The organism is Aeromicrobium sp. CTD01-1L150 (assembly GCF_041951745.1).
Lineage (GTDB): Bacteria > Actinomycetota > Actinomycetes > Propionibacteriales > Nocardioidaceae > Aeromicrobium.
The window spans coordinates 3,611,351-3,633,815 of record NZ_CP169555.1; the positions used below are offsets into that span (position 1 = coordinate 3,611,351).

A 22,465-nucleotide genomic window follows, 5' to 3' on the forward strand; every position below is an offset into this window, starting at 1 on the left:
GCAGAACACTAGGGGGCAGGCGGTGCGGCTGCGGGGCCGAGTCGCTTCTCGAACCAGAGCTGGGCGTACGGATTGTCGTTGTAGCGCGGGACATCCTGGTAGCCGGCTGATCGGTACATGGCGATGGCCGCCGTCAGGCTGGCGTTCGTGTCGAGCCTGACCACGTCGCGCCCCTGCGACCGGGCCACCTCCTCCAGGCGCCGCAGGAGGCGGCCGGCCAGTCCCAGACCCCGCCAGGACGGGTGCACCCACATGCGTTTGACCTCGGCGGTCCTGACGTCGAGCCACTGCAGTGCGCCACAACCGACGACCTCCTCGTCGGCACGGACCAGGAGGAAGCGGCCCCGCTCCCCGCTGAAGGACTCCTCGTCGTGTGCAGCCTGCTCCGGGTCGAACCCGTCGGCGAACGTCTCATCGATCTCGCCGAGGTAGGCGGCAACGGCCTCGCGCGCCTCGGCAGACCCGGCGGGTTCGACCTCGATCGTCGCCGTGGCGGCACGCACGATGCGCTCGGCACGCTGCAGCGACTCCGCCAGAAGCTCGCGCTGACGGTCCGAGAGCGGGTCGAGGAGCTGCGCGGCCAGCCGCTCGGAACGCTCCTGCAGGTCGGCTCGCTCCAGACGTCCACGCTGGGTCAGCGCGACGACGCGGCGACGCGCGTCGTCGGGATCCGGCCTGACCTCCACCAGGGCCTCGCCCTCCAGCTCGCGCAGCAGTCGGCTGAGGTAGCCGGAGTCCAGGCCGAGCCGGCGTCGAAGATCACGCACACTCACCGCCTGGTCGATCTCGAACAGCAGGCGCGACGGGCCGAGCGGACGGCCGGAGCCCAGGAACGAGTCGTCGAGGACACCGATCCGCTGGGTCCACGAGCGGTTGAACCGTCGCACGATGGCGATCGGGCTCTCGATGGCGTCAGGACTCCCGCACATTCTCTGACCTTAGTCAGGGAATGCGCGGGACTCAATGATGTACTGGGCTCCACGACCCATTGGCCTCAATCCGGCGAGCCCCCATCGACCTCGCGGAGGTCACCGGCGTGCTGACGGACCCAGGTGTGCATCGCGATGGCGGCTGCCGCCCCGGCGTTGATGGAGCGGGTCGAGCCGAACTGGGCGATGGACAGCGTGTGGTCGCAGGCTGCGCGGGCGGCGTCGGACAGCCCCGGGCCCTCCTGGCCGAACAGCAGGACGCATTCGCGTGGCAGGCGGGCGCTCTCCAGTGGCACGGATCCGGGCAGGTTGTCGATGCCCAGCAGCGGCAGCCCCTCGCCGGAGGCCCACTGCGAGAGCGTCGACACGTTCTCGTGGTGGTGCACGTGCAGGTAGCGGTCGGTCACCATCGCGCCGCGGCGGTTCCAGCGGCGTCGGCCCACCACGTGCACCCCGGCGGTGTTGAACGCGTTGGCGGTGCGCACCACGGAGCCGATGTTGAAGTCGTGCTCCCAGTTCTCGATCGCGACGTGGAAGGGGTGGCGACGTGCGTCCAGATCGGCGACGATCGCCTCCACCCGCCAGTACCGGTAAGCGTCGACGACGTTGCGTCGGTCACCGGCGGCCAGCAGCTCAGGGTCGAGGCGGGGGTCGTCGGGCCACGGGCCCACCCACGGCCCCACGCCGACCGACCTGGCGGGGGTGCCGGGCCCCGGGCGGCCTTCGGAAGACGCAGCGGGGGTGCCGGGCCCCGGGCGGCCTTCAGAGGAGGCAGCGAGGGTGCCGGGCCCCGGGCGGCCTTCAGAGGACGCAGCGGGCGCGCCGGGCCGTGGGCGGCCCTCGGAGGGCACAGCGGTCACACGCCGTGCTCGGCGCGGTAGGCGCGGACCGCGGGCAGGTGCTCCGGGTAGCGCCCGGACTCCTCGAGGAACTCGATGAGGTGGTCCAGCGTGACGATGGCGTGGACGTCCGCGCCGGTGTCGCGCTGCACCTCACCGATGGCCGACAGGTCCCCGGTGCCGCGCTCCTGGCGGTCGACGGCCACGACGATGCCGCCGAGCGTCGCACCGGCGTCCTCCACGAGCGGCAGGACCTCCCGGATGGCCTTGCCGGAGGTGATGACGTCGTCGAGCACCAGGATCCGGCCGCTCAGGGGTGCCCCCACGAGGACACCACCCTCACCGTGGCCCTTGGACTCCTTGCGGTTGAAGCACCACGGGACGTCACGGCCGTGATGCTCGGCGAGCTGCACGGCGGTGGCGGCCGCGATGGGGATGCCTTTGTAGGCGGGTCCGAGCAGGACGTCGAACTCCAGTCCGGAGTCGACGATGGCGGTGGCGTAGAGACGGCCGAGCCCAGCGAGCCCGGCCCCGGTGTCGAACCTGCCGGCGTTGAAGAAGTACGGCGAGCGCCGACCGGACTTGAGCGTGAACTCACCGAAGCGCAGGACGTCGTGACGCAGTGCGAGCTCGATGAACTCGTGCTGGTGGTCGTGCATCAGGCTTCAGCCACGTCCTTCTCGACCTCGTCGACGAGGTCTCCGAAGACGACGTTGCGGTCGCGGGTGTGGAACAGCTCCGAGCAGGTCAGCATGGTCAGCTTGGGCTCGGTGGGCTGTTCGCCGCGCAGATCGGGGTCGGGCACCGGTTGCAGGGGCCAGCCGACGGTGAAGTCGAGGGTCAGGGAGTCGCCGGCGTTCTCCAGCTCGTAGGTGTAGATGTGGGTGCGCGTCTCGACCTCCACGAGGTCGCCCTCGCGCAGCTCGAGGAAGTCGCGGAACGGCTCGCCGTGGGTGACCCGGTGGCCGGCGATCGCGAAGTTGCCGACCTCGCCGGGCATGACGCCTTCCTCGTACCAGCCGACGCCGCGCGCGAGATCCTCGTCCTCGAAGCCCTTGACGATGGGCACCTCGTAGTCATCGCCCCATCGTTCGACCCGCAGCAGGCCGATGGCATCGGAGTCCATGCCGTTGCCCCAGTCGTCCGCGATGACCTCCCGGATCTGCGCGTGCTCCTGCTTGGCCACGATGTTGGTGCCCCAGTACTGCCAGGCCCCCCAGCCGAGGATGCCGAGGCCGGCGACCACGAGGCTGAGCCCGAGGAGGGCGAGGACCGGGTTGCGGCGACGTCGGGCACGTCGACGCGGCTTCTCGGGGCTGGTGGTACTCATCGGCCCCATCTTCTCATGGGCCCATAGTCCCCCGTCCGGAAATTCTCCCGAACCGCTTGAACGAGCCCACACAGTGCCTACACTGACGGTGCGCGCCCCGCCGTTTCACCCCCCGAGAACGGCGGGGCGTTGCACTGCCCACACCACACCGCCGCCGGTTCTCACGCGGCGCCAGCCGCCAACAACACAGCGAACGGCGGGGCGTTGCACCGCCCACACCAAACCACCGCCGGTTCTCACGCGGCGCCAGCCGCCAACAACACAGCGAACGGCCGGGGAGCACGCTCGGGAGCGGCTAACGTCTGAGGGCCACCATCTCACCATTAGGCCATGCGTGACCGCGCTACCCGAGAGACCGTAGACTGGGCACCGTGAGCGACTTCGTCCCCTTGACCGGCGAGCCGCTGGCCCTTGACTTCATCAACACCAAGCTGTTGCTGCCCTCGGTCGGATGGGTCGACGGGTTGTCCAGCCTCGCCGGGCTCCGGCTGTGGGTCGGGCAGGAGCAGGAACGGCTCGATACCCAGGACGCGAAGCTCAAGGAGTCCGACCTCGCCGCCGTCAGGGACCTGCGTGACGACGTGACCTCCGCCGTGGAGCGCGCCCGTCATGGACGGAACCCCACCCAGGCGAGCGTGCGCCGCATCAACGTGGCCCTGCGCACCGCTCCTCCGGTCCGCCAGCTCGCGTGGAGCCAGACGGCGCTGACCGAGGAGCCGGCCCGTCCATCGCACGCGGGCTCACGTCTGATCACCCAGCTGGCGGAGTCCGCGGCGGACCTGTTGACCGATCCCAAGGTCACCAGCATCCGGGAGTGCGCCATGGAGGACTGCGTGTTCCTGTTCTGGCCGGTGAACCCGCGCCGCAAGTGGTGCCGCGACTCGATCTGCGGCAACCGTGCCCGTGTGGCCCGGCACTATCACCGGCACAAGGCCGGGGCGAGCACCTGACCGTCGCCGTCGGTCGGTGCGGGCCGTGCGGGACACCGGCGGGGCTGTGGCAATGGCGGCAGGCAGCACGGCTCAGGCACGTCTCGCGTCGATCACTGGGCCACCTCGGCCACGATGGCCTCGGCCCGCTCGAGGGCGTCCATCGAGAGTGAGCGGTAGTGGCGCACGAGGCGGCGTTCGGCCTCGCCGGCTTGCTCGACACGTTCCTTCTCGACCTGCTGCCCGATGTCGGGCAGTCGCGTGCTGGCGCCGCACCGCGCCTCGGCGACCGCGGCGGCCAGCTCCGCGTCGTCATCGGCCGAGGTCGTCGTGGCAGCCTCCTCGCCAGGCGGCTCGATCATCGACGCCCGTAGCTCGGCCGGACTGTCGACGTCGTGTCCCTGCCGGGCCATGCAGCGGCCCCATGCGTCCTCGGCCTTGCGGTACCGGTCGTCCTCGACCACCTCGGCGCGGTGACGCTGCGGCAGTGCCTCGGCCCGGGTGCTCGTGGTGAACCAGTCCTCGAAGTCGCCGTAGAGCTCGCCCTGGGCGGCGGCCGTGCAGCCACGGGTGCTCGCGGACACCGAGCCTGCCCCGGGTACCTGGGTCGAGACCTGATGGTCGGGGTCACCGTTCAATGCCTCGAGGTAGCCCTCCTGCTGCTGCGGGGACAGGCCGGCGAAGTAGCGTCCGTTCTCGGAGTCCTCACGATCCTCGTCGGTGACGGGCTCGGGCAGTCCGAGGCCGTGCTCCCGGGCAAACTCGATGTCGTCGTTGCCATAGGGCAGGTCAGCACCCTTCTCGGGCGGCTCGGACAGGAAGATCTCGTAGCCCTCGCTCACCATGCAGCGGCGCGTGAGGATGCCCTCCGCCTCGGCGAGGACCTCCCGTTCGGTCTCGGTCAAGGCACGCGGGGCAGGGTCGCCCTCCGTCCCACCGTGGGGGCTGGCGCAGCCGGTCAGTGCGGCCAGTGCTGCGCCCGTGGTCACGGCGGCAGCAATGGGTCTCATCAACATCTCCTCATCGGTCACTGGATCGGTCACGCTCCGCCTCGGTCGGCCCCACGCACCTGGGGGTGCGTGGGGCCGACCCACTGCGTCCTGACCCTGGGTCTCAGAGCTGCGGCTCGGAGCTGCTGCACTCACCGCCCCAACGGTGGAAGTCCCCCTTGCCGGCGGCGTTCCTCGTGTCGGCGTTGTCGCCCTGGCCACCTTGGTGGCCGCGATGGATGCACAGCGTCACCACGTCGACGCCCCCTGGCGGGGCCGCGTTGTACACGCGGACGTGGTCAGCGCCCGGCTGGTAGTAGCCGTTGTTGCGCCACAGGTAGTCGTCGTTCTTGAACCCGCTCGGCCACGGGGCGTTCCCCTCGGTGCGGTGACGGTAGCTGGTGTCTCCGTCATAGCTCTCCCAGACGCAGAAGCCCCCCTTGCCACACGTCGGGTACTGCTTCTTGTCGGCTGCGCTCGCACTGCCCGCGCCCGCGAGCATCAGACCGCTCGTCAGAGCCAGGGCGCCGAGTACGACGGCAAGTCGCTTGAGCATGTCTCCCCTTTGTGTCGACGTTCACTTGCTCGGCTACCGTGCCCCACGATCATCTAATGGGTCAAGAGGTTCATAAATCATTAGGCTCTGGCGGGGATGCTCGACCGCGCGGACGTCACGGGCAAACGCCGGACCCCCGAGCACGGCAGCTGCTGCGTAAAGTCGGCAGCGTGAGGAAGCAGAGCGCGCGCCTGGAGGGCCTGGGAACGACGATCTTTGCTCGGATGAGCGCGCTCGCGCTGCAGACGAGCTCGGTGAACCTGGGACAGGGCTTCCCGGACACCGACGGTCCGGACCGCATCGTCGAGGCCGCCGTCGAGGCGCTGCGCGGCGGCAGGAACCAGTACGCACCCGGGGCGGGGGTGCCCGAGCTGCGTCGCGCCGTGGCCGAGCACCAGCGACGCTTCTACGGCATGGACCTCGATCCGGACACCCAGGTGGCCGCCACCACCGGGGCCACGGAAGCCATCGCCGCAGCACTGCTGGGCCTGGTGGAGCCCGGCGACGAGGTCATCGTGCTGGAGCCCTACTACGACTCCTACGTCGCCGTCATCCAGATGGTCGGCGCGGTGCGTCGACCCGTCACCCTGCGGGCGCCGGACTTCCGGCTGCCACTCGATGAGCTGCGCGCCGCCGTCACCCCGCGCACGACGGCGATCCTGCTCAACTCACCGCACAATCCCACCGGCACGGTGCTGACCCGCGACGAGCTGGACGCGGTGGCCGCCGTGGCACGCGCGCACGACCTGGTCGTCATCAGCGACGAGGTGTACGAGCACCTGACCTTCGACGTCGAGCACATCCCGATCGCCACACTGCCGGGCATGGCCGAGCGGACGCTGACCATCTCCAGTGGCGGCAAGACGTTCTCCTTCACCGGCTGGAAGGTCGGCTGGGCGTGTGGTCCTGCACAGCTGGTGGAGTCGTTGCTCAAGGCCAAGCAGTTCATGACCTTCACCTCCGGCGCCCCGCTGCAGCCGGCGATCGCCGAGGCCCTCGCACTGGGCGACGACTTCTACGAGGCGTTCCTCGCCGGCATGCGTTCACGGCGCGACCAGCTGTGCACCGGCCTGGCCGAGATCGGGTTCGACGTCATGGTCCCGGACGGGACGTACTTCGCCACCACGGACATCCGTCCGCTCGGCTTCACCGACGGTCTGGAGTTCTGCCTCGCGTTGCCCGAGCGCGCGGGCGTCGTGGCCGTGCCACACCAGGTCTTCCACGACGACGTCGAGGCCGGCAGGCCCCTGGTGCGCTGGGCCTTCTGCAAGCGCCCGGACGTCATCGACGAGGCGCTGGACCGGTTGTCCGTACTCGGCTGACGAGCATCGGGCACTCACGTCGGCCGGCGACTCACGGGGCCGCTCACCCACCCCGGGATCCTGTTGCTCACCGGCGTTTGCAAGGCGTGGTGAGCAGCAGGAAACCGGGGGATGTCTCCTGATTCCCAGGAACTCATGGGAATCAGGAGGGCGGTGGGGCGGTGGGCCCGGCGGTAGGGGCCGTCACCGGTAGGCGGGCGAGCGACTGCTGCCGGTGACGTCGCGACTGAGGATCGGCAGGATGCGGGGAGCGACGAGCTCGCTGAGCACGACCACGCTCGTCGAGCGCACGATGGAGCCTGACGTGCTCATGTGCAGCAGGACGTCCTGCAGGTCAGAGTGCGAGGTCGCGGCGATCTTGCACACGACGTCGGCCGCGCCGCTGGTGACATAGGCCTCCAGCACGTTGGGCAGCGAGTCCAGCTCCGCGCGCACGTCGTCCAGCCGACCCTGCGCGATCTCCAACGTCGCGAACGCCAGCACGGGATGACCCGAGGCCGCGAGGTCGACGTCGGGGCCGTACCCGGTAATCACCCCCGAGCTCTCCAGCTTGCCCAACCTGGCCGTCACCGTGGCCCGCGCGACGCCCACCCGACGGGACAGCTCGAGGTCGCCCGCCCGCGGGTTCTCGCGCAGCTCACGCACCAGCGCGAGGTCGAGAGCATCCATACTGACTCCTAGGCAATCTGCAGTGCAGACTCTCAATATACTGAGCCGATCCATCCTGTCTGCCCAGGATGATCTATGCCGGTTGCCGAATGCCGCCCTGTCAGGTGACGTGGACCCATGACGACCTCCCTCACCGACGCCGAACGTCTCGCCGACCTCGACCTCGACCAGCTCCAGCAGCTCGTCGGGCTGGTGGAGTACGACGCCACGACGGACCCCTTCCCCGTGACCGGCTGGGACGCCATCGTGTGGGCGGTCGGCAACGCGACGCAGGCCTGCGCCTTCTACCGATCCGTCTACGGCATGGAGCTCGTCGCATACTCAGGGCCCGGGACCGGCAACCGGGACCACCATGCCTACGTGCTGCGCAGTGGTGCCGTGCAGTTCGTCCTCAAGGGCGCCGTCGATCCCCAGAGCCCGATCGCCGACCACCACCGGGTCCACGGCGACGGCGTCATCGACATCGCCCTGGAGGTCCCCGACGTCGACCGGTGCATCGCGCACGCCCGGGCGCAGGGCGCCACGGTGCTCAGCGAGCCCGAGGACCTGACCGACGAGCACGGCACCGTGCGAGTGGCCGCCATCGCCACCTACGGCGAGACCCGCCACACCCTCGTGGACCGCAGCCGCTACGACGGCCCGTACCTGCCCGGCTACGTCGCCCGCACCTCCGCGATCGAGCGGGCCGACGGCGCTCCCGGCTCCGGCGCTCCCGGCACGGGACGGCGCACTCGCGTCTTCCAGGCGCTCGACCACGTCGTCGGCAACGTCGAGATCGGCCACATGGACGAGTGGGTCGACTTCTACCAGCGCATCATGGGCTTCACGAACATGGCCGAGTTCGTCGGCGACGACATCGCCACCGACTACTCCGCGCTCATGAGCAAGGTGGTGGCCAGCGGCAACCATCGGGTCAAGTTCCCGCTCAACGAGCCGGCGGTCGCCAAGAAGAAGTCGCAGATCGATGAGTACCTGGAGTTCTACCGCGGCCCCGGCGCGCAGCACCTGGCGCTCGCGACCAACGACATCCTCGCCACCGTCGACCACCTGCGCGCGCACGGCGTGGAGTTCCTCAACACGCCGGACTCCTACTACACCGACCCGGAGCTGCGGGCGCGCATCGGCGAGGTCCGGGTGCCGATCGCAGAGCTGCAGCAGCGCGGCATCCTCGTCGATCGCGACGAGGACGGCTACCTGCTGCAGATCTTCACCAAGCCGGTCGGTGACCGTCCCACCGTGTTCTTCGAGCTGATCGAGCGGCACGGTTCCCTCGGATTCGGCAAGGGCAACTTCCAGGCCCTGTTCGAGGCGATCGAGCGCGAGCAGGCCAAACGCGGGAACTTCTGAGCCATACGTGAGCCGTCAAGGGGGTGACGTACCAGGTTCCGCGCGCCACGATGGGGCCATGATGCGCATCTGTGCGACATGTGCCGTCGAGTACGCCGAGCCACTGCCCGAGGTGTGCCCCATCTGCGACGACGAACGCCAGTGGGTCCCGGCCGACGGTCAGCAGTGGATCGCCGTGTCCGACCTCCGCGTCGCCGGGCAGGAGCTGCACTGGAGCGACGCCGAGCCGTCACGGGCGGAGATCACCGCGCGACCCGGGGTAGGGATCGGCCAGACGGCCCAGCTGGTCAGCACCCCGGCCGGGTCGCTGCTGTGGGACCCGACCGGCTACATCGACGACGAGACCGCGGAGCGGATCCTGGAACGCGGCCCAGTGCTCGCCGTCGCGGCGAGCCACCCCCACATGTTCGGCGTCCAGACTCTCTGGGGCGAGGCTCTCGATGCCCCCGTGCTGGTCTGCGCAGCGGACGCGCAGTGGCTGGGACGCCGGTCCGAACGGGTCGACCTCTGGCAGGACGACCTGCACCTCACGGCCGGACTGAGCCTGCACCGTGTCGGCGGGCACTTCGCCGGTGCATCCGTCGCCCACTGGGCCGACGGTGCCGACGGACGCGGGGTGGTGCTGTGCGGTGACACGGTCTTTCCCAACCCGGACCGTCGCTCGGTGGGCTTCATGCGCAGCTACCCCAACAAGATCCCGCTCTCGCCCGCGGCGGTGCGACACATCGCGGACCGGCTCGCAGAGCTCAGGTTCGACCGCATCGTCGGGAACTTCGGCAACGCGATCGACAGCGAGGCACCGGCAGTCGTCGAACGGTCCGCGCGACGCCACATCGCCTGGGTGAGCGGTGAGCATGACCACGAGACAGGCATCCCTGCGCTCGGGTATGCACCATGACGCACGGGACCCGCGCCTACAGGGCGATCGGTCCGTGCACTGGCGACGGCGACTACCGGCCGTCGGCATCGCCCTCCGAGGCGCGGGCGAGGCGGTGCTCGAGCTCGAGCACCATCGCGACGCCGGCGAGGTTGAGGCCGTCGTCGTTGAGCAAGGAGACGATCCGGCGGACTCGGTCCACGTCGTCCGGGCTGTAGAGCCGGGTGCCACCGTCCGTCCGGTCGGGCGAGAGCAGACCGCGTCGCTCGTACTGACGCAGGTTCTGCGGCCCGGTGCCGGACATCATCGCAGCGACCGAGATCCCGTAGACCCCCACGCTCGGGTCGAGATCGCTCGGCATCGGCACCTCCAGCTGACGGGGAGACGACCTGGCTTGAAGAGATCGTCTTCCTCTGGTAAAAGAAATCTATATCAGACAATACACCTTGCACGGTGTCCCCGAGACGTCGTTCGCGGTCCGGAACCCGTGCCCGAAGATCCGGAGGTGACTCCCATGTTGATGCGAACCGACCCCTTCAAGGAGCTCGACCGGCTCACCCAGCAGGTCTTCGGTACCGCCGCACGACCCGCGACGATGCCGATGGACGCTTGGCGTGAGGGAGACGAGTTCCACATCGAGCTCGACCTGCCCGGCATCAACCGCGACTCCATCGAGCTTGACGTCGAGCGCAACGTCCTGACGATCCGCGCTGAACGATCGGTCCCCGAGGCCACCAACGAGCTGGTCGCGGCGGAGCGCCCACGCGGCGTCTTCAGCCGTCAGATCATGTTGGGTGACAGCCTGGACCTGGACAGGATCGACGCCACCTACGACAGCGGCGTCCTGGCGCTCACGGTCCCCGTGGCGGAGAAGGCCAAACCACGCCGCATCGAGGTCCGTGAGGGCTCGAGCGACCAGGCCGCCATCAGCGCCTGAGCAAGGCCACCGTGGCCGGGTCACTTGCGCAGGGGTCCGGCCACGGTCCAGGGCGGCGGGCACGCGGCCAACACGGGGTGTCCCGACTGCATCACCCAGACTCGTCCGGACACTGATGGCCAACGGTTCCTCGAACCCGACGCATCACCCGAGCCCCTCGTCGGCCGTTGCGTGTCGTAGCGTCTGCCACAATGAGGGCGGCATCGCAGTCACGAGAGGGGAACGATGGGCGCTCAGAACGGTGAGTCCCATCGTCAGGGCATCCAGTCCGTCGAGATCAGCGTGCAGATCCTTGCCGCGCTGGAGAGCGCCGGTCGCCCGCTCACCCTCTCGCAGACGAGCGAGCGATGCGGCATGCAGCCGAGCAAGGTCCACCGCTACCTTGTGAGCTTCTGCCGGGCGGGCCTGACGTGGCAGGACCCGGTCTCTGGTCTGTACGACTTCGGCCCGGCGATGCGGCGCATGGGCTCAGAAGCCCTGCGCCGCACGAACGAGGTGGGGACCGCGGCCAGCCATGCGGCAGAGCTGAGGGACAGCACCGGACACTCCGTGAACGTCGCCGTGTGGAGCGACGCCGGCCCCGTCGTCGCGCACTGGGCCTACGGGGCATTCCCCCTGAGTGTGACCATCCGGATCGGTGCCATCTTGCCGCTGCTCACGTCCAGCATCGGGCGCGTCTTCGTGAGCCACCTGCCCGAGCGGACCTCGCAGAGCGCCATCGAGCGAGCCCGCGAACAGGGGAGGCTGGACACCTGGACCCAGTCGCGGATCGACGAGGAGATCGAGCGAGTGCGTACCACCGGTTACGCGGTGACCGCCAGCGGAGTCATACCCGGTATCGCGTCGCTCGCGGCACCGATCTTCGCCGCGAGCGACCCTCTACCTCTGGCCATGTCGATCGTGGGACCGGAGGACGAGCTCGACGAGAAGGAGATCAGTCGGCTGAGCGCCGAGCTCGTGGCGGTCACGCAACAGGCGACGCACGAGCTCGGCGCTCATCAGGCGCGCGGAGCCTAGTGTCCTGCGCCGAGGCCTACTTGACCGGCGCGGGTTCGCTCTTCACCCGGGGCACCAGCAGTGCCGCTGTGGCACCGACGAGCGCAGGAACGGCGAACGCGTAGAAGTTCCACGCAGTTGGCAGCGACGACGCCAGGACCCACGCCCCCAACGCGGGGCCGGCGATCGCGCCCAAGCGTCCGATCGACAGCGCCCACGGGAGACCATTGCCACGCAGCTCCGGTGGATAGCGGGTGGCGATGAGCGCATTGCCGAGGATCTGAGAGCCGATGAAGCCGAAACCACTGACGAACATCAGGATGTAGAATACCCACAGTGCGGGCTGCAGACTCATCGCACAGAGTCCGAGCGTGCCCACGGTGAAAGCCGCGACCACCACTGTCTTCGGACCGATCACGTCGGCCACCCGACCCCCGACGATGACGCCGACGGCGACCCCCAGCCACATCGCCGCTGTCTGCAGCAGCGCTGATCCCAGACTGTAGCCACTGGCCTGGAGCATCGTCGGCAACCAAGCGCTGATCCCGAAGACGAGCAGCAGTCCACAGAAGGACATCACCCAGAACAGCAAGGTCGAACGCCACACTCCTCGGGCAAGCAATGCACCGAGGCCGAAGAAGCGACCCGGCCGACTGGTACCAAGGAGCTTGGGCTCCGGCAGTCCGTAGTGTGTCTCGATCAGCTCCGCCTCCCTGATACGACCGTGCACCCGCAGTTGCGCCGGGCTGTTGGGAAGGACCTTCAGAACCGGCAGGAGCAGCAGTGCGGGCACCAACCCGATGACGTACAGCCACCGGAAGGAGACCTCCAGGAGGACGGAGGCGAGGACCGGGGCGCATAGAGCACCGATCGCATAGCCGCTCATCACCAGCCCGACGTTCCGCGCGACCCTGCCGGGACTGCTGAGGTCAGCGACGTAGGCGTTCACCGTTGGCAGGACCACGCCGAGACCGAGGCCGGTGATGAGGCGACCGCCGCCGAAGAGAGCCGCCGAGGGCGCGACGGCGCTGAGCAGCATGCCGAAGGAGAACACGGCGATCGACCACCTGATCAGTCTCAGCTGACCGAAACGGTGGGAGGTTGCGCCGGCGAAGGCCGCCCCGACCAGCATTCCTACTCCGACGAGCGACCCCACCACTCCGGCCGCAGGCAGGCTCAGATGAAGGGACTCATCAGCCATGATCGACGGGATCGAGACCCCGTAGATCGCCAGGTCATATCCCTCGAGGAAGGAGATGAACCAGGCGATGGTCAGCAGACCGGTGCCACCCACCAGGCGCCGAGAGCGCGATGCCTGTTCTGTCGTCGCCGTCATGGGACCTCCGCATGTTTCATATTGGTGAACTGATCAATCGATAGTGATTCATGGCACACGCTCCCGTCAAGAGGAAATTCACTTATCTGCATTGACTTCACTATTATGGAACTCTAGATTGTGCCTGCCATCACACGATCGTCCGGGGAGGACCCATGACGCGCACGGAAAGTATCGTCTCGAGCGGCACCGCGACGTCCTACGACGTCGCCATCGTCGGCTTCGGCCCGACTGGCATGACGCTCGCAGCGCTGCTGGGCCAAGCGGGGCACCGCGTCGTGGTGCTCGAACGCTACGAAGGCCTGTACTCCTTGCCACGTGCTGCGGCGTTCGACGACGAGACCATGCGTACGTTCCAGAAGCTCGGGATTGCCGAGCAGGTTCTGCACGGCGCAAAGGTCCAGCCCGGCTACACCTGGGTGAACGGATCCGGCGAGACGCTGCTCGACATCGAGTACGACCATCCCGGACGCAGCGGCTGGCCAGCGCAGTACATGATGTACCAACCGCACCTGGAGGAGACCCTCGACGTGGCCGTCGCGGCCTTGCCCACGGTCGATGTCCTACGCGGGTGTACCGCCGAGCACCTCCTCGAGCATGAGGAGGGCGTCGAGCTGAGCGCCGTGTCCAGCAGCGGCACCCGGACCGAGGTGACGGCGCGGTACCTTGTCGGCGCCGACGGCGGCAACAGCGTCGTCCGTGACCACATCAGCCCAGAGCTGGACGACTTCGGCTTCAACGAGAACTGGCTGGTGTGCGACTTCTCGCTCCGGCACGACGTCCCCTCGCTGCCGACCTTCCAGCAGGTCTGCAACCCTGCCGACCCTGTCGCGATCGTCAACATCGGTCCGGGCTACCACCGCTTCTCCTTCCGTCTGGAGTCCGGGGACGAGCGGGACGAGGTGGTCCGACCCGAGAACGTCTGGCCCCGTGTCGCTGACTACCTCACCACCGACGATGCCGACCTGATCCGCGTCGCCAACTACACCTTCCGCTCGTGCGTAGCCCTGCAGTGGCGCTCTGGACGGATGATCATCGCCGGCGACGCGGCGCACCAGATGCCTCCGTTCCTTGCCCAGGGCATGGTGTCGGGCATCCGCGACGCTCGGAACCTCGCCTGGAAGCTCTCCCTCGTGCTCGAGGGTCACGACGCTTCGCTGCTCGACACCTACCAGGCTGAGCGCGATGCCCACGTGCGATTCGTCATCGAGAAGGCTGTCGAGCTGGGCCGCGTACAGACGATGCGTGACCCCGTGCTGGCGAGCCAGCGGGACGAGCGGATGATCGCCGCGCGCCGCGCGCATCGCTTTCCCGACAAGCTGGAGTACCCCGCATTGAGAGGCGGTCTCATCGACAGCTCTGGGGAGATCTTCCCGCAGGGCCTGGTCTCGCTCGAGGGACGCACCGCGCTCTTCGACGACCTCGCCGGCACAGGCTGGCTGCTGGTCGCTCGCAACAAGCACGTCCTTGCCGCCACCGACGACGCGGACCTTGCGGCGTTCGAGCGTCTCGGCGGCCGGGTGATCTCCTTCGGGATCGACAGCATGGTTGAGGACGTCACGATCTCTGACACCGGCGGCGTTTACCAGCGCTGGTTCGGCAGCACCGGCGTCACCGCCGCCATCGTGCGTCCCGACAGCTACACATACGGGGTCGCAACGGATGCCCAGGAGCTCGCGACTCTCACCAAGAACCTCATCAGCACGCTTTCGTAAGGAGACATGATGCTCAACAAGGTCGCCCTCGAGGAACACTTCGCCATCGACGACACCCTCCAGGACTCCGCCGGCTTCGTGCCAGGCTCGTACTGGGAGGAGCTGCGACGGCGACTGCTCGACATCACCGACGATCGCCTCAAGCTCATGGACACCCACGGGATTGAGCTGACCCTGCTGTCGTTGAACGCCCCTGCGATCCAGGCGATCCCCGACCGTCAGCGGGCCGTCGAGACCGCGCGCAAGGCGAACGACGCCCTGGCCGCCGAGTGCGCCCGGCACCCAGACCGCTTCCGTGGCTTCGCCGCACTCCCGATGCAGGACCCCGACGCTGCGGCCGAGGAGCTACGCCGATGCGTTGAGGACCTGGGTTTCGTCGGGGCGCTCGTCAACGGGTTCTCCCAGGATGAGGACCGCAGCGGCGGCCACGAGCCGCTCTACTACGACCTCCCCGAGTATCGTCCCTTCTGGGCGGAGACGGCCCGCCTGGACGTTCCGTTCTACCTGCACCCGCGCAACCCACTACCCGAGGACTCGCGCATCTACGACGGACATCCTTGGCTCCTCGGCCCCACCTGGGCCTTCGCCCAGGAGACCGCCGTCCATGCCCTGCGTCTGATGGCCTCCGGACTCTTCGACGAGCACCCGGGCCTACAGATTGTGCTCGGTCACCTGGGCGAGGGGATCCCGGCCATGCTGTGGCGGATCGACCATCGCAACGCGTGGGTGGAGGTCCCTCCCGCCTATCCCGCGCAGCGCAAGCTCGTCGACTACTTCACCGAGAACTTCCACCTGACGACCTCGGGCAACTTCAGGACGCAGACCCTGATCGACGCGATGATGGAGCTCGGGAGCGATCGGATCATGTTCTCGACCGACTGGCCGTTCGAGAACATCGACCATGCCGCCGACTGGTTCGACTCAGCCAGCATCTCCGAGGTCGACCGGATCAAGATCGGCAGCTCCAATGCGCGCCGACTCTTCAAGCTCGAGGACTGAGCCCGTGCAGGCATTTGTCCACTCGTGGAGCCAGCCGCGTGTCGTCTTCGGGCGCGGCAACCTCGCACTGGTCGCTCAGGAAGTGGGGCGGCTGGGTGCGACACGGGCTGTCGTCGTCAGCACACCTGCGCAGACTGACGCCGCTGAGGACATCGCGGCCCGGTTGGGCAGCTCCGCAGCCGCAGTCTTCGCCGACGCAGCGATGCACACGCCCCTCGACGTCACCGAGCAGGCCATCGCCCTCGTGGAGCAGTGCGGTGCCGACTCCGTCGTGGCGGTCGGTGGGGGCTCGGCAACCGGGCTCGCCAAGGCGATCGCCTCCCGGACCAACCTGCCACAGGTCATCATCCCGACCACGTACGCAGGGTCGGAGGTCACACCGATCCTCGGCGAGACCGCGGACGGCATCAAGCAGACCCGACGCGGCGAATCGATCCTGCCGGACACGGTGATCTACGACCCGGATCTCACGAGCACGCTCCCGTCGAGCCTGGCGGTCACCAGTGGGCTGAATGCCATGGCGCACGCCGCCGAGGGTCTGTATGCGCACGACTCCAGCCCGGTCCACCGAATGGTGGCTTTGGAGGGTCTGCGCGCGCTCCGCGACGCGCTTCGCCGAATGGTGTGCGATCCGGATGACTCAGATGCACGCGACGAGGCTCTGTTCGGCGCCTGGTTGTGCGGTGCCGTTCTCGGCGGAGTGAGCATGTCCATCCACCACAAGCTGTGCCACACCCTCGGGGGAGCACTGGACCTGCCCCACGCCGACACCCACGCCATCCTGCTTCCCCACACGATCACCTTCGTCGAGCAGTACGACCCCGCGGCAGTGGCGGCCGCATCCGTCCTGTTCGGCGACGAGGTGGGCGCGGGGATCTACGACTTCGCTCGGGACATCGGCGCACCGCTTTCAATCGCCGATCTCGGCGTGAGGGCGACGGACATCGATGACCTCGCAGAGCTCGCGACCCGCGAGCCGTATCCGTGCCCTCGCCCGCTGGAGCGCGACGCCATCGCCGACCTCCTCACGCGGGCCCTCACGGGAGAGCGACCGCGCCTGACGAAGGAGACCTGATGCAGCACTTTGACAAGGATCGATCCGCCGAGGTGGTCAATGCGCGGACGGGCTCTGATGTCGACCCACGACTGCAGGAGGTGATGGCCAGCCTCGTGCGACACCTGCACAGCTTTGTCGCCGAAGTCGGCCTGTCGCAGCACGAGTGGGACACGGCCATCGACACGCTGACCCGCATCGGACAACTGTGCTCCGAGGAGCGACAGGAGTTCATCCTGCTCTCCGACATCCTCGGCGTGTCGATGCTGGTCGACGCCCTGGAGAACCAGCGGCCCGAGCCCGCCACGCAGAGCACCGTCCTTGGCCCGTTCCACGTGGCGGGAAGCCCGGTCAGGGATTTCGACGCGAACATCAGCCTCGACGGCAAGGGCGAGCCCTGCCGTTTCACCGGGCGGGTCCTCGATCTCGAGGGAGCACCGATCGAGGGGGCCTGCGTCGATGTGTGGTCGGACAACGCCGATGGCTACTACGACGTCCAGCAGCCCGGAGTTCAGCCGCAATGGAACAACCGGGGACGGTTCATCACGCGCGCCGACGGCCGCTACAGCTTCCGTGGCATCAAGCCGACCGCCTACCCGATCCCGGACGACGGTCCCGTCGGTGCCCTGCTCCAAAAGCTCGGCCGCCACCCGAACCGGCCGGCCCACATGCACTTCCTGATCACCGCCTCGGGCTTCCACGACCTGGTGACTCACACCTTCGTGGCCGGAGACCCGTTCCTGAACTCGGACGCGGTGTTCGGCGTGAAGGACAGCCTCGTCTGCACCTACAGCCAGGTGGAGGACGACCGCGTGACATGGCAGTCGACGTACGACTTCGTCCTGGCCCCAGTGACCGGCTGAGCAGACCGCAGTCGGGTCTTCCGGTGAGCCTCCCTCGCCGTTCGTCCGCAGTCGGTCATCGACGAACGGCCCGAGGAGCGCCGACCTCTGCTGCCCAGACGTTCCAAGCTCGATGCATCTGACCCCCCACCTTGGCATCGGCGGCCTCCGCCTCGCCGGAACTAAGCGTGCGATAGTTACCGAGTCTGGCGGCCTGGAGCTGCACGTGAGCATTGATCTCGGTGTAGACCGCCCGATAGACGACTTCAGGCACTGAGGAGCCTGTAGCGACCGAACCGTGCCCACGCATGAGCACCACCGCGCCGTCGCCGAGAGACGAAGCCAACGAAGCACCTAGGCCCGAGGAGGTGATGAGCAAGTCAGTCGAGTCGCCGCCGTGGTCGCTGATCTCATAGACGGGCGTGACCTCGGGCAGGAACCCAGCCATGTGGATCACGGGTTGCATGGCAACATCGCTGAGGCCAAAGGGGATCACCGAGGGAGAGTGGCTATGCACCACCGCTGTGACATCGGGCCGACGACGGTAGATCTCTGCGTGGATGAAACGCTCGAGGTAAGGCTCCCGGTCGTCGTCGACACCTCCATCGGCGTCGTGAACGAGGAGATCATCCGCTGTGATCGAACCCGGTGCGAGGTTGCGGGAGAGCAAGAAGCCGTCCTCGCCCGGAACTAACCGGGCGCTCACATGACCGAACGCGTCAAGCACACCGTGACGCACGAGGATATGGCTGCCCGCGACGAGCTCCTTTCGGAGCACGTCTTCGTCGGCGGTGAAGTTTCTCGAACGGTCAGTCACCCGCATCGTTCTTCTCCTGTCCATCGTCGATCGCGGCGGCTCACCAGAGCCAACCGTCGTAGTGCGGCCTGCACTTCTTGTCCGTGCGGCCGCGAGTTTCACAGGAGTTCGCGCCGCAGCTTGGGCCGCCGGAAGCCTTCTCCCGAACATTCACGCGGTCACAGGAACCGCGTGATGAACGCCTCGTGTCCGACAGGCGCCGGTGCAGCGGAACCGCCGTTCTCACAGCGGCTCGGGAGCGAACCCGAACTGCCGCTCAAATCGGTCACAGTATCTGGGCCAAGCCTCCGGGTTGACCAACCGGGGTGGCAGCCGACCGCTGAAGACGGTCAGCCACTGTCGGGCTGCCCCGCCGGCCATGGCGCGCACCGCCTCTGCCGTCACGCCAGCGGTGTGCGGAGTGGCGATCACGGTGTCCAGTGCCAACAGCGGATGGTCTGCGGCAGGCGGTTCGGAGAGGAAGACGTCGATGCCAGCACCGGCGAGTCGTCCCGCGCGTAGGGCATCTGCCAGGGCGTACTCGTCATGGATACCGCCTCGCGCCGTCGTGATGAAGAAGGCGCTGGGTCGCATCGACGAGAATTCCTGACCACCAAGCATGCCCATCGTCTCGGATGTACGGGGACAATGAACGGAGACGAAGTCAGACTGGTGAAGAAGGTCGGCCAGGTCAGCCTTGGTCGCGTGCCGGGTTCGGATCGTGGCCGCGTCGACGTACGGGTCGTACGCTAGTACTCGCATGTCGAAAAGGCCTGCGCACAACTCAGCCAACCGACTGCCTATGGTCCCCAGCCCAATCACGCCCAAGGTCTTGCCGGCCAAGTCGTTTCCTTGCAACGCAAACCGGTCAGTCAGGGTGCCGCGCCGCAGCGCTCGGTCAGCGACCATCAGACGTTTGGTCAGCGCCAGCATGAGTCCGAGCGCATGTTCGGCCACCGCCTCCCCGTTGGTCCCACCCTGATGACAGACGATCACTCCTGCCTCGGTGCATGCGTCGATGTCGATGTAGTCGTAGCCGGCTCCGGTTGAGGCGAGGGCAAGCAACCGAGGGCTCTGATTCAGCAGGGCAGCGTCTCCAAACCAAGGCGGCTCCAGCTCGGCCCGTGGCTGCACCTGGTATCCGTGGGCAACGGCCATGGCCTCTCGGTTCTGAGGCAGGGGGTCGGCGTAGCGCAGCCTGACTAGCTCCACGTCGTCGCGCTGACCGAGGATGTCTTCAGCAACCGGGTCGACCCAGCGCTCGAAGTACACCAGACGCGGACGGGCCAGCCCTTCGGTCACAGGTCCGCAGGCCAGGACGAGGCGGCTGCGGGCGAGACCCGGCGAACCAAGCCCGGATGCAGTTGCTCCACAGAACCGACGCCAAGGTTGGTCAGCGTGGTCACCAACTCTGTCGTCAACAGTTGCATCACCTTCAACAGACCGGCCTCACCCCCTGCGGCGAGGCCCCAGGCCATAAGCTTGCCGATAGCGACGGCGCTAGCGCCCAAAGCCAGCGCCTTCACCACATCGCTTCCGCGCATGATTCCGCTGTCGAGCACCACGTCTGCTCTGCCGTCAACGGCGGCCACCACATCCGGCAGCGCGTCGATGCTGCCAAGGGTGTGGTCCAGCTGTCGCCCGCCGTGGTTGGAGACATAGACGACGTCGATGCCGTGCTCGACAGCGATCGCTGCGTCCTCCCCGACCATGATCCCCTTGACAATCAGGGGGAGACGAGTCCGACTGCGCAACCACGCCAGGTCATCCCACGTCAGCGCAGCGTTGTAAGCATCGCTCTCGACCATCTGGGGCACATCGCTGCACCCGCCGAGGTTGGGGCGCTCGAGGCTTCGCCGCGGGAAGTAGCGGTTGTGCAGGTCCCGCTCTCGTCGGCCGTAGGCCGCGACGTCGACGGTGACGCAGATCGCGTCGTACCCGGCTGCCTCCACTCGGTCGACGAGCTGCTGCATCCAGTCACGATCGCCGTAGATATAGAGCTGGAAGTACAGCGGAGCGTCCGATCCGTTCCGGACCGCCTCCAGCGACGGATGCGACAACGTTCCGACGAACGCTCCGGTCCCCGCCCCGGAAGCCACGCGTGCACATGCCAAGGCGCCGTCGGGGTGGAAGGTCGTGATGGATCCGACCGGTGCCAGCAGCACCGGAAGGTCGAGCTGTCGACCCAAGAAGGTGCTCGACGTGTCTGGTTTTCCCGCCCCCGCGAGCACGCGCGGGAGTAGGGCCAGCTCGGAGAAGGCCGTGCGGTTGCGACGCAACGTCGTCTCGCTCTCGGCTCCTCCACACGAGTAGTGCCACGCCTCCTCCGTCAAGGTGCGCCGGGCCTGATGGACGACCTCAGGGATAGTCAGGACGTCCGCCGGGCCACAGGGCTCACCGGGCAGGGCGGTCATGCGACCGAGGCTGATGGATCGACGCTCTGCTGCTGGTAGTGCATGGCCCGGCGGATGAGCAGGCTCAAACCTAGGTTGATCAGTGCAGCTCCAACAAAGACCACAAGCAGCAGTGCGTACATCTCAGAAATCTGCAACCGCGAGTAGTACTCGATCGCCCGGAAACCGAGACCGCTATTGGCCACTTTCGTCTCGGCCAGCAGTGTGGCGGTGATCGCCACGCCCAAGCCCAGTCGGGCGCCGCCCAACATCGGGCCGAGGATCGAGGGGGTGTAGACGAAACGGTACAGCTGGGTGCGACTCGTTCCCATTGTTCTGGCGGCCTTCACGTGGATCGGCTTGACCTCCCGGATCGCCAGCGCCGTGTTGACGGCGATGGGGAAGGCAGCACTGATAGCAGCGATACCAACCTTAGACTCGATGCCGGTGCCCAAGAAAAGGATGAGGATGGGGAAGAGGATGATCTTGGGGACCGCGCCCACGTAGTAGACCAGTGGGTCCAACAGCCTGTGCAGGTACTCACGCGACCCCATGAAGGCTCCGAAAGGCACGGCGACCAGTGCACCGATGGCGGCGCCGATGAACACCGCGTACAGCGAGGCGTAGACATCGAGGCCGAAGGATGGTCGAGTGACGACGTCCCAGATCTGAGAAAACACCTCGGTCGCGGGGGGCAGGACCGTATCCAGGACGAGCCCACTACGCGCGAGTCCTTCCCATAGACCGAGAAAGACCACGATAGCCGCGAGCCGTAGCGACCACACCGGACTCATCGCTGCACCACCTTCTCCAGACGGTTGATCAACCAGATGAAGCCCGCGGAGATGACGACGATCAGCCCCACCGACACGTAGAGGTCAGTGGCCCGGAACAGCAGGGATGCCTCGGAGACAAAGCGACCCAGCCCACCGATTTGGAGGATGTACTCCATGGCCACCACGACGATCAGCACGTAGGTGAGCGCGATCCGAAGACCTGTGAAGATCGTCGGGGCGGCCGCCGGTAGCAAGATGTAGCGGAAGTTGCTCCAGGCCGACAGGCGCAGGCTGCGGCCCACGTTAAGCATCGTCTGGCTCACCGCACCGAGTGCCTGCTTCGTGAACAGGATCGTGGGCAGGACTGCGAAGACGGCGGCCAGAGCGACGATTGCCGCGGAGTTGCGTCCGAGAATCACCAGGAAAATCGGGTACAGCAGCACGATCGGGGACGAGAAGAGCGCTGCGACGAGCGGCTCGAATGCATCACCAAGTGCCCGGAATCGCCAGAGCAGGAACCCCACGATCACACCCACCACGGCCGCTAGGCCGAAGGCCACGAATGTCTCGGCCAACGTGATACCCACCAGGCTCAGGAACTCGCTGTCGGTGAGCAGAGAACCCATCTGGACGAGCACGCTGCTCGGGCGTGCCACGAAGAACGGGTCGATGATCTCGACTCGCACCGAGAACTCGATCGCGACGAGGAAGGCTGCGATCAGTGCGATGCGGACCAACCACAGCGGGAACCGCGGCCCTCCAGGCCTCCGGGTCGCCGCGCTGGCCAGCGCGGGAGCCGAGGACGGGCGGGCGGTGTCGTGAGTGGTGGTCACG

Annotated in this window: 24 protein-coding genes; 10 read left to right on the plus strand and 14 right to left on the minus strand. The window is 67.6% G+C overall.

The window, feature by feature from the left end; genetic code table 11:
* Positions 1-8: 8 nt before the first annotated feature.
* The 4 genes from ACEVFP_RS17845 to ACEVFP_RS17860 all read right to left on the minus strand — a co-directional run bounded on the left by ACEVFP_RS17845 (position 9) and on the right by ACEVFP_RS17860 (position 3,098).
* On the minus strand, positions 9-929 hold the full coding sequence (locus ACEVFP_RS17845) for a GNAT family N-acetyltransferase (RefSeq protein WP_375000813.1): 921 nt from the start codon (positions 927-929) through the stop codon (positions 9-11).
* 65 nt (positions 930-994) lie between these two features.
* Complete coding sequence (locus ACEVFP_RS17850; protein WP_375000814.1) at positions 995-1,612, minus strand: TrmH family RNA methyltransferase; 618 nt, start codon at positions 1,610-1,612, stop codon at positions 995-997.
* A gap of 173 nt (positions 1,613-1,785) precedes the next feature.
* Entirely contained in the window at positions 1,786-2,427 is a 642-nt protein-coding gene (gene pyrE, locus ACEVFP_RS17855) for an orotate phosphoribosyltransferase (RefSeq protein ID WP_375000815.1), read from the minus strand.
* Entirely contained in the window at positions 2,427-3,098 is a 672-nt protein-coding gene (locus ACEVFP_RS17860; RefSeq protein WP_375000816.1) for a sortase domain-bontaining protein, read from the minus strand. The genes pyrE and ACEVFP_RS17860 overlap by 1 nt, the downstream gene beginning before the upstream one ends.
* Positions 3,099-3,469: 371 nt before the next feature.
* Between ACEVFP_RS17860 and ACEVFP_RS17865 the strand changes: the two genes are divergently transcribed.
* Positions 3,470-4,048, plus strand: a complete 579-nt coding sequence (locus ACEVFP_RS17865; protein ID WP_375000818.1) for a CGNR zinc finger domain-containing protein — start codon at positions 3,470-3,472, stop codon at positions 4,046-4,048.
* A 92-nt stretch (positions 4,049-4,140) separates the two neighbouring features.
* On the opposite strand, the gene ACEVFP_RS17870 is transcribed toward ACEVFP_RS17865, so the two are convergent.
* The gene (locus ACEVFP_RS17870) at positions 4,141-5,037 is read right to left on the minus strand and encodes a hypothetical protein (protein ID WP_375000820.1); all 897 of its coding nucleotides are present in this window, start codon (positions 5,035-5,037) and stop codon (positions 4,141-4,143) included.
* Positions 5,038-5,140: 103 nt separating this feature from the next.
* Positions 5,141-5,572 carry a hypothetical protein gene (locus ACEVFP_RS17875; RefSeq protein ID WP_375000822.1) on the minus strand — a complete coding sequence of 144 codons (432 nt, stop codon included), beginning with the start codon at positions 5,570-5,572 and terminating at the stop codon, positions 5,141-5,143.
* 170 nt (positions 5,573-5,742) lie between these two features.
* Between ACEVFP_RS17875 and ACEVFP_RS17880 the strand changes: the two genes are divergently transcribed.
* A complete protein-coding gene (locus ACEVFP_RS17880; RefSeq protein WP_375000824.1) occupies positions 5,743-6,894 on the plus strand; it encodes a pyridoxal phosphate-dependent aminotransferase in 1,152 nt (383 codons plus the stop codon).
* 183 nt (positions 6,895-7,077) lie between these two features.
* Here the strand turns inward: ACEVFP_RS17880 and ACEVFP_RS17885 are convergent, their stop codons facing one another.
* Positions 7,078-7,563: an Lrp/AsnC family transcriptional regulator gene (locus ACEVFP_RS17885; protein ID WP_375000825.1), complete on the minus strand. Its 486-nt coding sequence runs from the start codon at positions 7,561-7,563 to the stop codon at positions 7,078-7,080.
* Between the two features lie 117 nt (positions 7,564-7,680).
* Here ACEVFP_RS17885 and hppD point away from each other — a divergent pair, with 117 nt between their 5' ends.
* Positions 7,681-8,910 (plus strand): 4-hydroxyphenylpyruvate dioxygenase, encoded by a 1,230-nt coding sequence (hppD, locus tag ACEVFP_RS17890; RefSeq protein ID WP_375000827.1) that lies wholly within the window; start codon positions 7,681-7,683, stop codon positions 8,908-8,910.
* A gap of 58 nt (positions 8,911-8,968) precedes the next feature.
* Positions 8,969-9,808, plus strand: a complete 840-nt coding sequence (locus ACEVFP_RS17895) for a hydrolase (RefSeq protein ID WP_375000829.1) — start codon at positions 8,969-8,971, stop codon at positions 9,806-9,808.
* A 52-nt stretch (positions 9,809-9,860) separates the two neighbouring features.
* Here ACEVFP_RS17895 and ACEVFP_RS17900 read toward each other — a convergent pair whose 3' ends face one another.
* Positions 9,861-10,148, minus strand: a complete 288-nt coding sequence (locus ACEVFP_RS17900) for a MerR family transcriptional regulator (protein WP_375000831.1) — start codon at positions 10,146-10,148, stop codon at positions 9,861-9,863.
* 153 nt (positions 10,149-10,301) lie between these two features.
* Between ACEVFP_RS17900 and ACEVFP_RS17905 the strand changes: the two genes are divergently transcribed.
* Complete coding sequence (locus tag ACEVFP_RS17905) at positions 10,302-10,724, plus strand: Hsp20/alpha crystallin family protein (protein WP_375000833.1); 423 nt, start codon at positions 10,302-10,304, stop codon at positions 10,722-10,724.
* A 225-nt stretch (positions 10,725-10,949) separates the two neighbouring features.
* Entirely contained in the window at positions 10,950-11,741 is a 792-nt protein-coding gene (locus ACEVFP_RS17910) for an IclR family transcriptional regulator (protein ID WP_375000835.1), read from the plus strand.
* Positions 11,742-11,757: 16 nt separating this feature from the next.
* Here the strand turns inward: ACEVFP_RS17910 and ACEVFP_RS17915 are convergent, their stop codons facing one another.
* Positions 11,758-13,056 carry an MFS transporter gene (locus tag ACEVFP_RS17915; protein WP_375000837.1) on the minus strand — a complete coding sequence of 433 codons (1,299 nt, stop codon included), beginning with the start codon at positions 13,054-13,056 and terminating at the stop codon, positions 11,758-11,760.
* A gap of 155 nt (positions 13,057-13,211) precedes the next feature.
* On the opposite strand from ACEVFP_RS17915, the gene ACEVFP_RS17920 reads away from it, so the two are divergent.
* Genes ACEVFP_RS17920 through ACEVFP_RS17935 form a run of 4 tightly spaced genes read left to right on the plus strand, consistent with a single transcriptional unit; the run spans position 13,212 to position 17,687 of the window.
* Positions 13,212-14,771, plus strand: coding sequence for a bifunctional 3-(3-hydroxy-phenyl)propionate/3-hydroxycinnamic acid hydroxylase (locus ACEVFP_RS17920; RefSeq protein WP_375000839.1), 1,560 nt, complete (start codon positions 13,212-13,214; stop codon positions 14,769-14,771).
* A gap of 9 nt (positions 14,772-14,780) precedes the next feature.
* Complete coding sequence (locus ACEVFP_RS17925; protein WP_375003864.1) at positions 14,781-15,770, plus strand: amidohydrolase family protein; 990 nt, start codon at positions 14,781-14,783, stop codon at positions 15,768-15,770.
* 4 nt (positions 15,771-15,774) lie between these two features.
* A complete protein-coding gene (locus ACEVFP_RS17930; RefSeq protein WP_375000841.1) occupies positions 15,775-16,845 on the plus strand; it encodes a maleylacetate reductase in 1,071 nt (356 codons plus the stop codon).
* The gene (locus ACEVFP_RS17935) at positions 16,845-17,687 is read left to right on the plus strand and encodes a dioxygenase (protein ID WP_375000843.1); all 843 of its coding nucleotides are present in this window, start codon (positions 16,845-16,847) and stop codon (positions 17,685-17,687) included. The genes ACEVFP_RS17930 and ACEVFP_RS17935 overlap by 1 nt, the downstream gene beginning before the upstream one ends.
* Positions 17,688-17,742: 55 nt before the next feature.
* Here the strand turns inward: ACEVFP_RS17935 and ACEVFP_RS17940 are convergent, their stop codons facing one another.
* The 5 genes from ACEVFP_RS17940 to ACEVFP_RS17960 form a co-directional block, all read right to left on the minus strand.
* A complete protein-coding gene (locus ACEVFP_RS17940; RefSeq protein ID WP_375000845.1) occupies positions 17,743-18,489 on the minus strand; it encodes a class II aldolase/adducin family protein in 747 nt (248 codons plus the stop codon).
* A 216-nt stretch (positions 18,490-18,705) separates the two neighbouring features.
* A complete protein-coding gene (locus ACEVFP_RS17945; RefSeq protein WP_375000847.1) occupies positions 18,706-19,764 on the minus strand; it encodes a hydroxyacid dehydrogenase in 1,059 nt (352 codons plus the stop codon).
* Positions 19,761-20,876, minus strand: a complete 1,116-nt coding sequence (locus tag ACEVFP_RS17950; protein WP_375000849.1) for an alpha-hydroxy acid oxidase — start codon at positions 20,874-20,876, stop codon at positions 19,761-19,763. The genes ACEVFP_RS17945 and ACEVFP_RS17950 overlap by 4 nt, the downstream gene beginning before the upstream one ends.
* On the minus strand, positions 20,873-21,649 hold the full coding sequence (locus ACEVFP_RS17955; protein WP_375000851.1) for an ABC transporter permease: 777 nt from the start codon (positions 21,647-21,649) through the stop codon (positions 20,873-20,875). The genes ACEVFP_RS17950 and ACEVFP_RS17955 overlap by 4 nt, the downstream gene beginning before the upstream one ends.
* Entirely contained in the window at positions 21,646-22,464 is an 819-nt protein-coding gene (locus ACEVFP_RS17960) for an ABC transporter permease (protein WP_375000853.1), read from the minus strand. Before ACEVFP_RS17960 ends, ACEVFP_RS17955 begins: the two co-directional genes overlap by 4 nt.
* Between the last annotated feature and the right edge of the window lies 1 nt (position 22,465).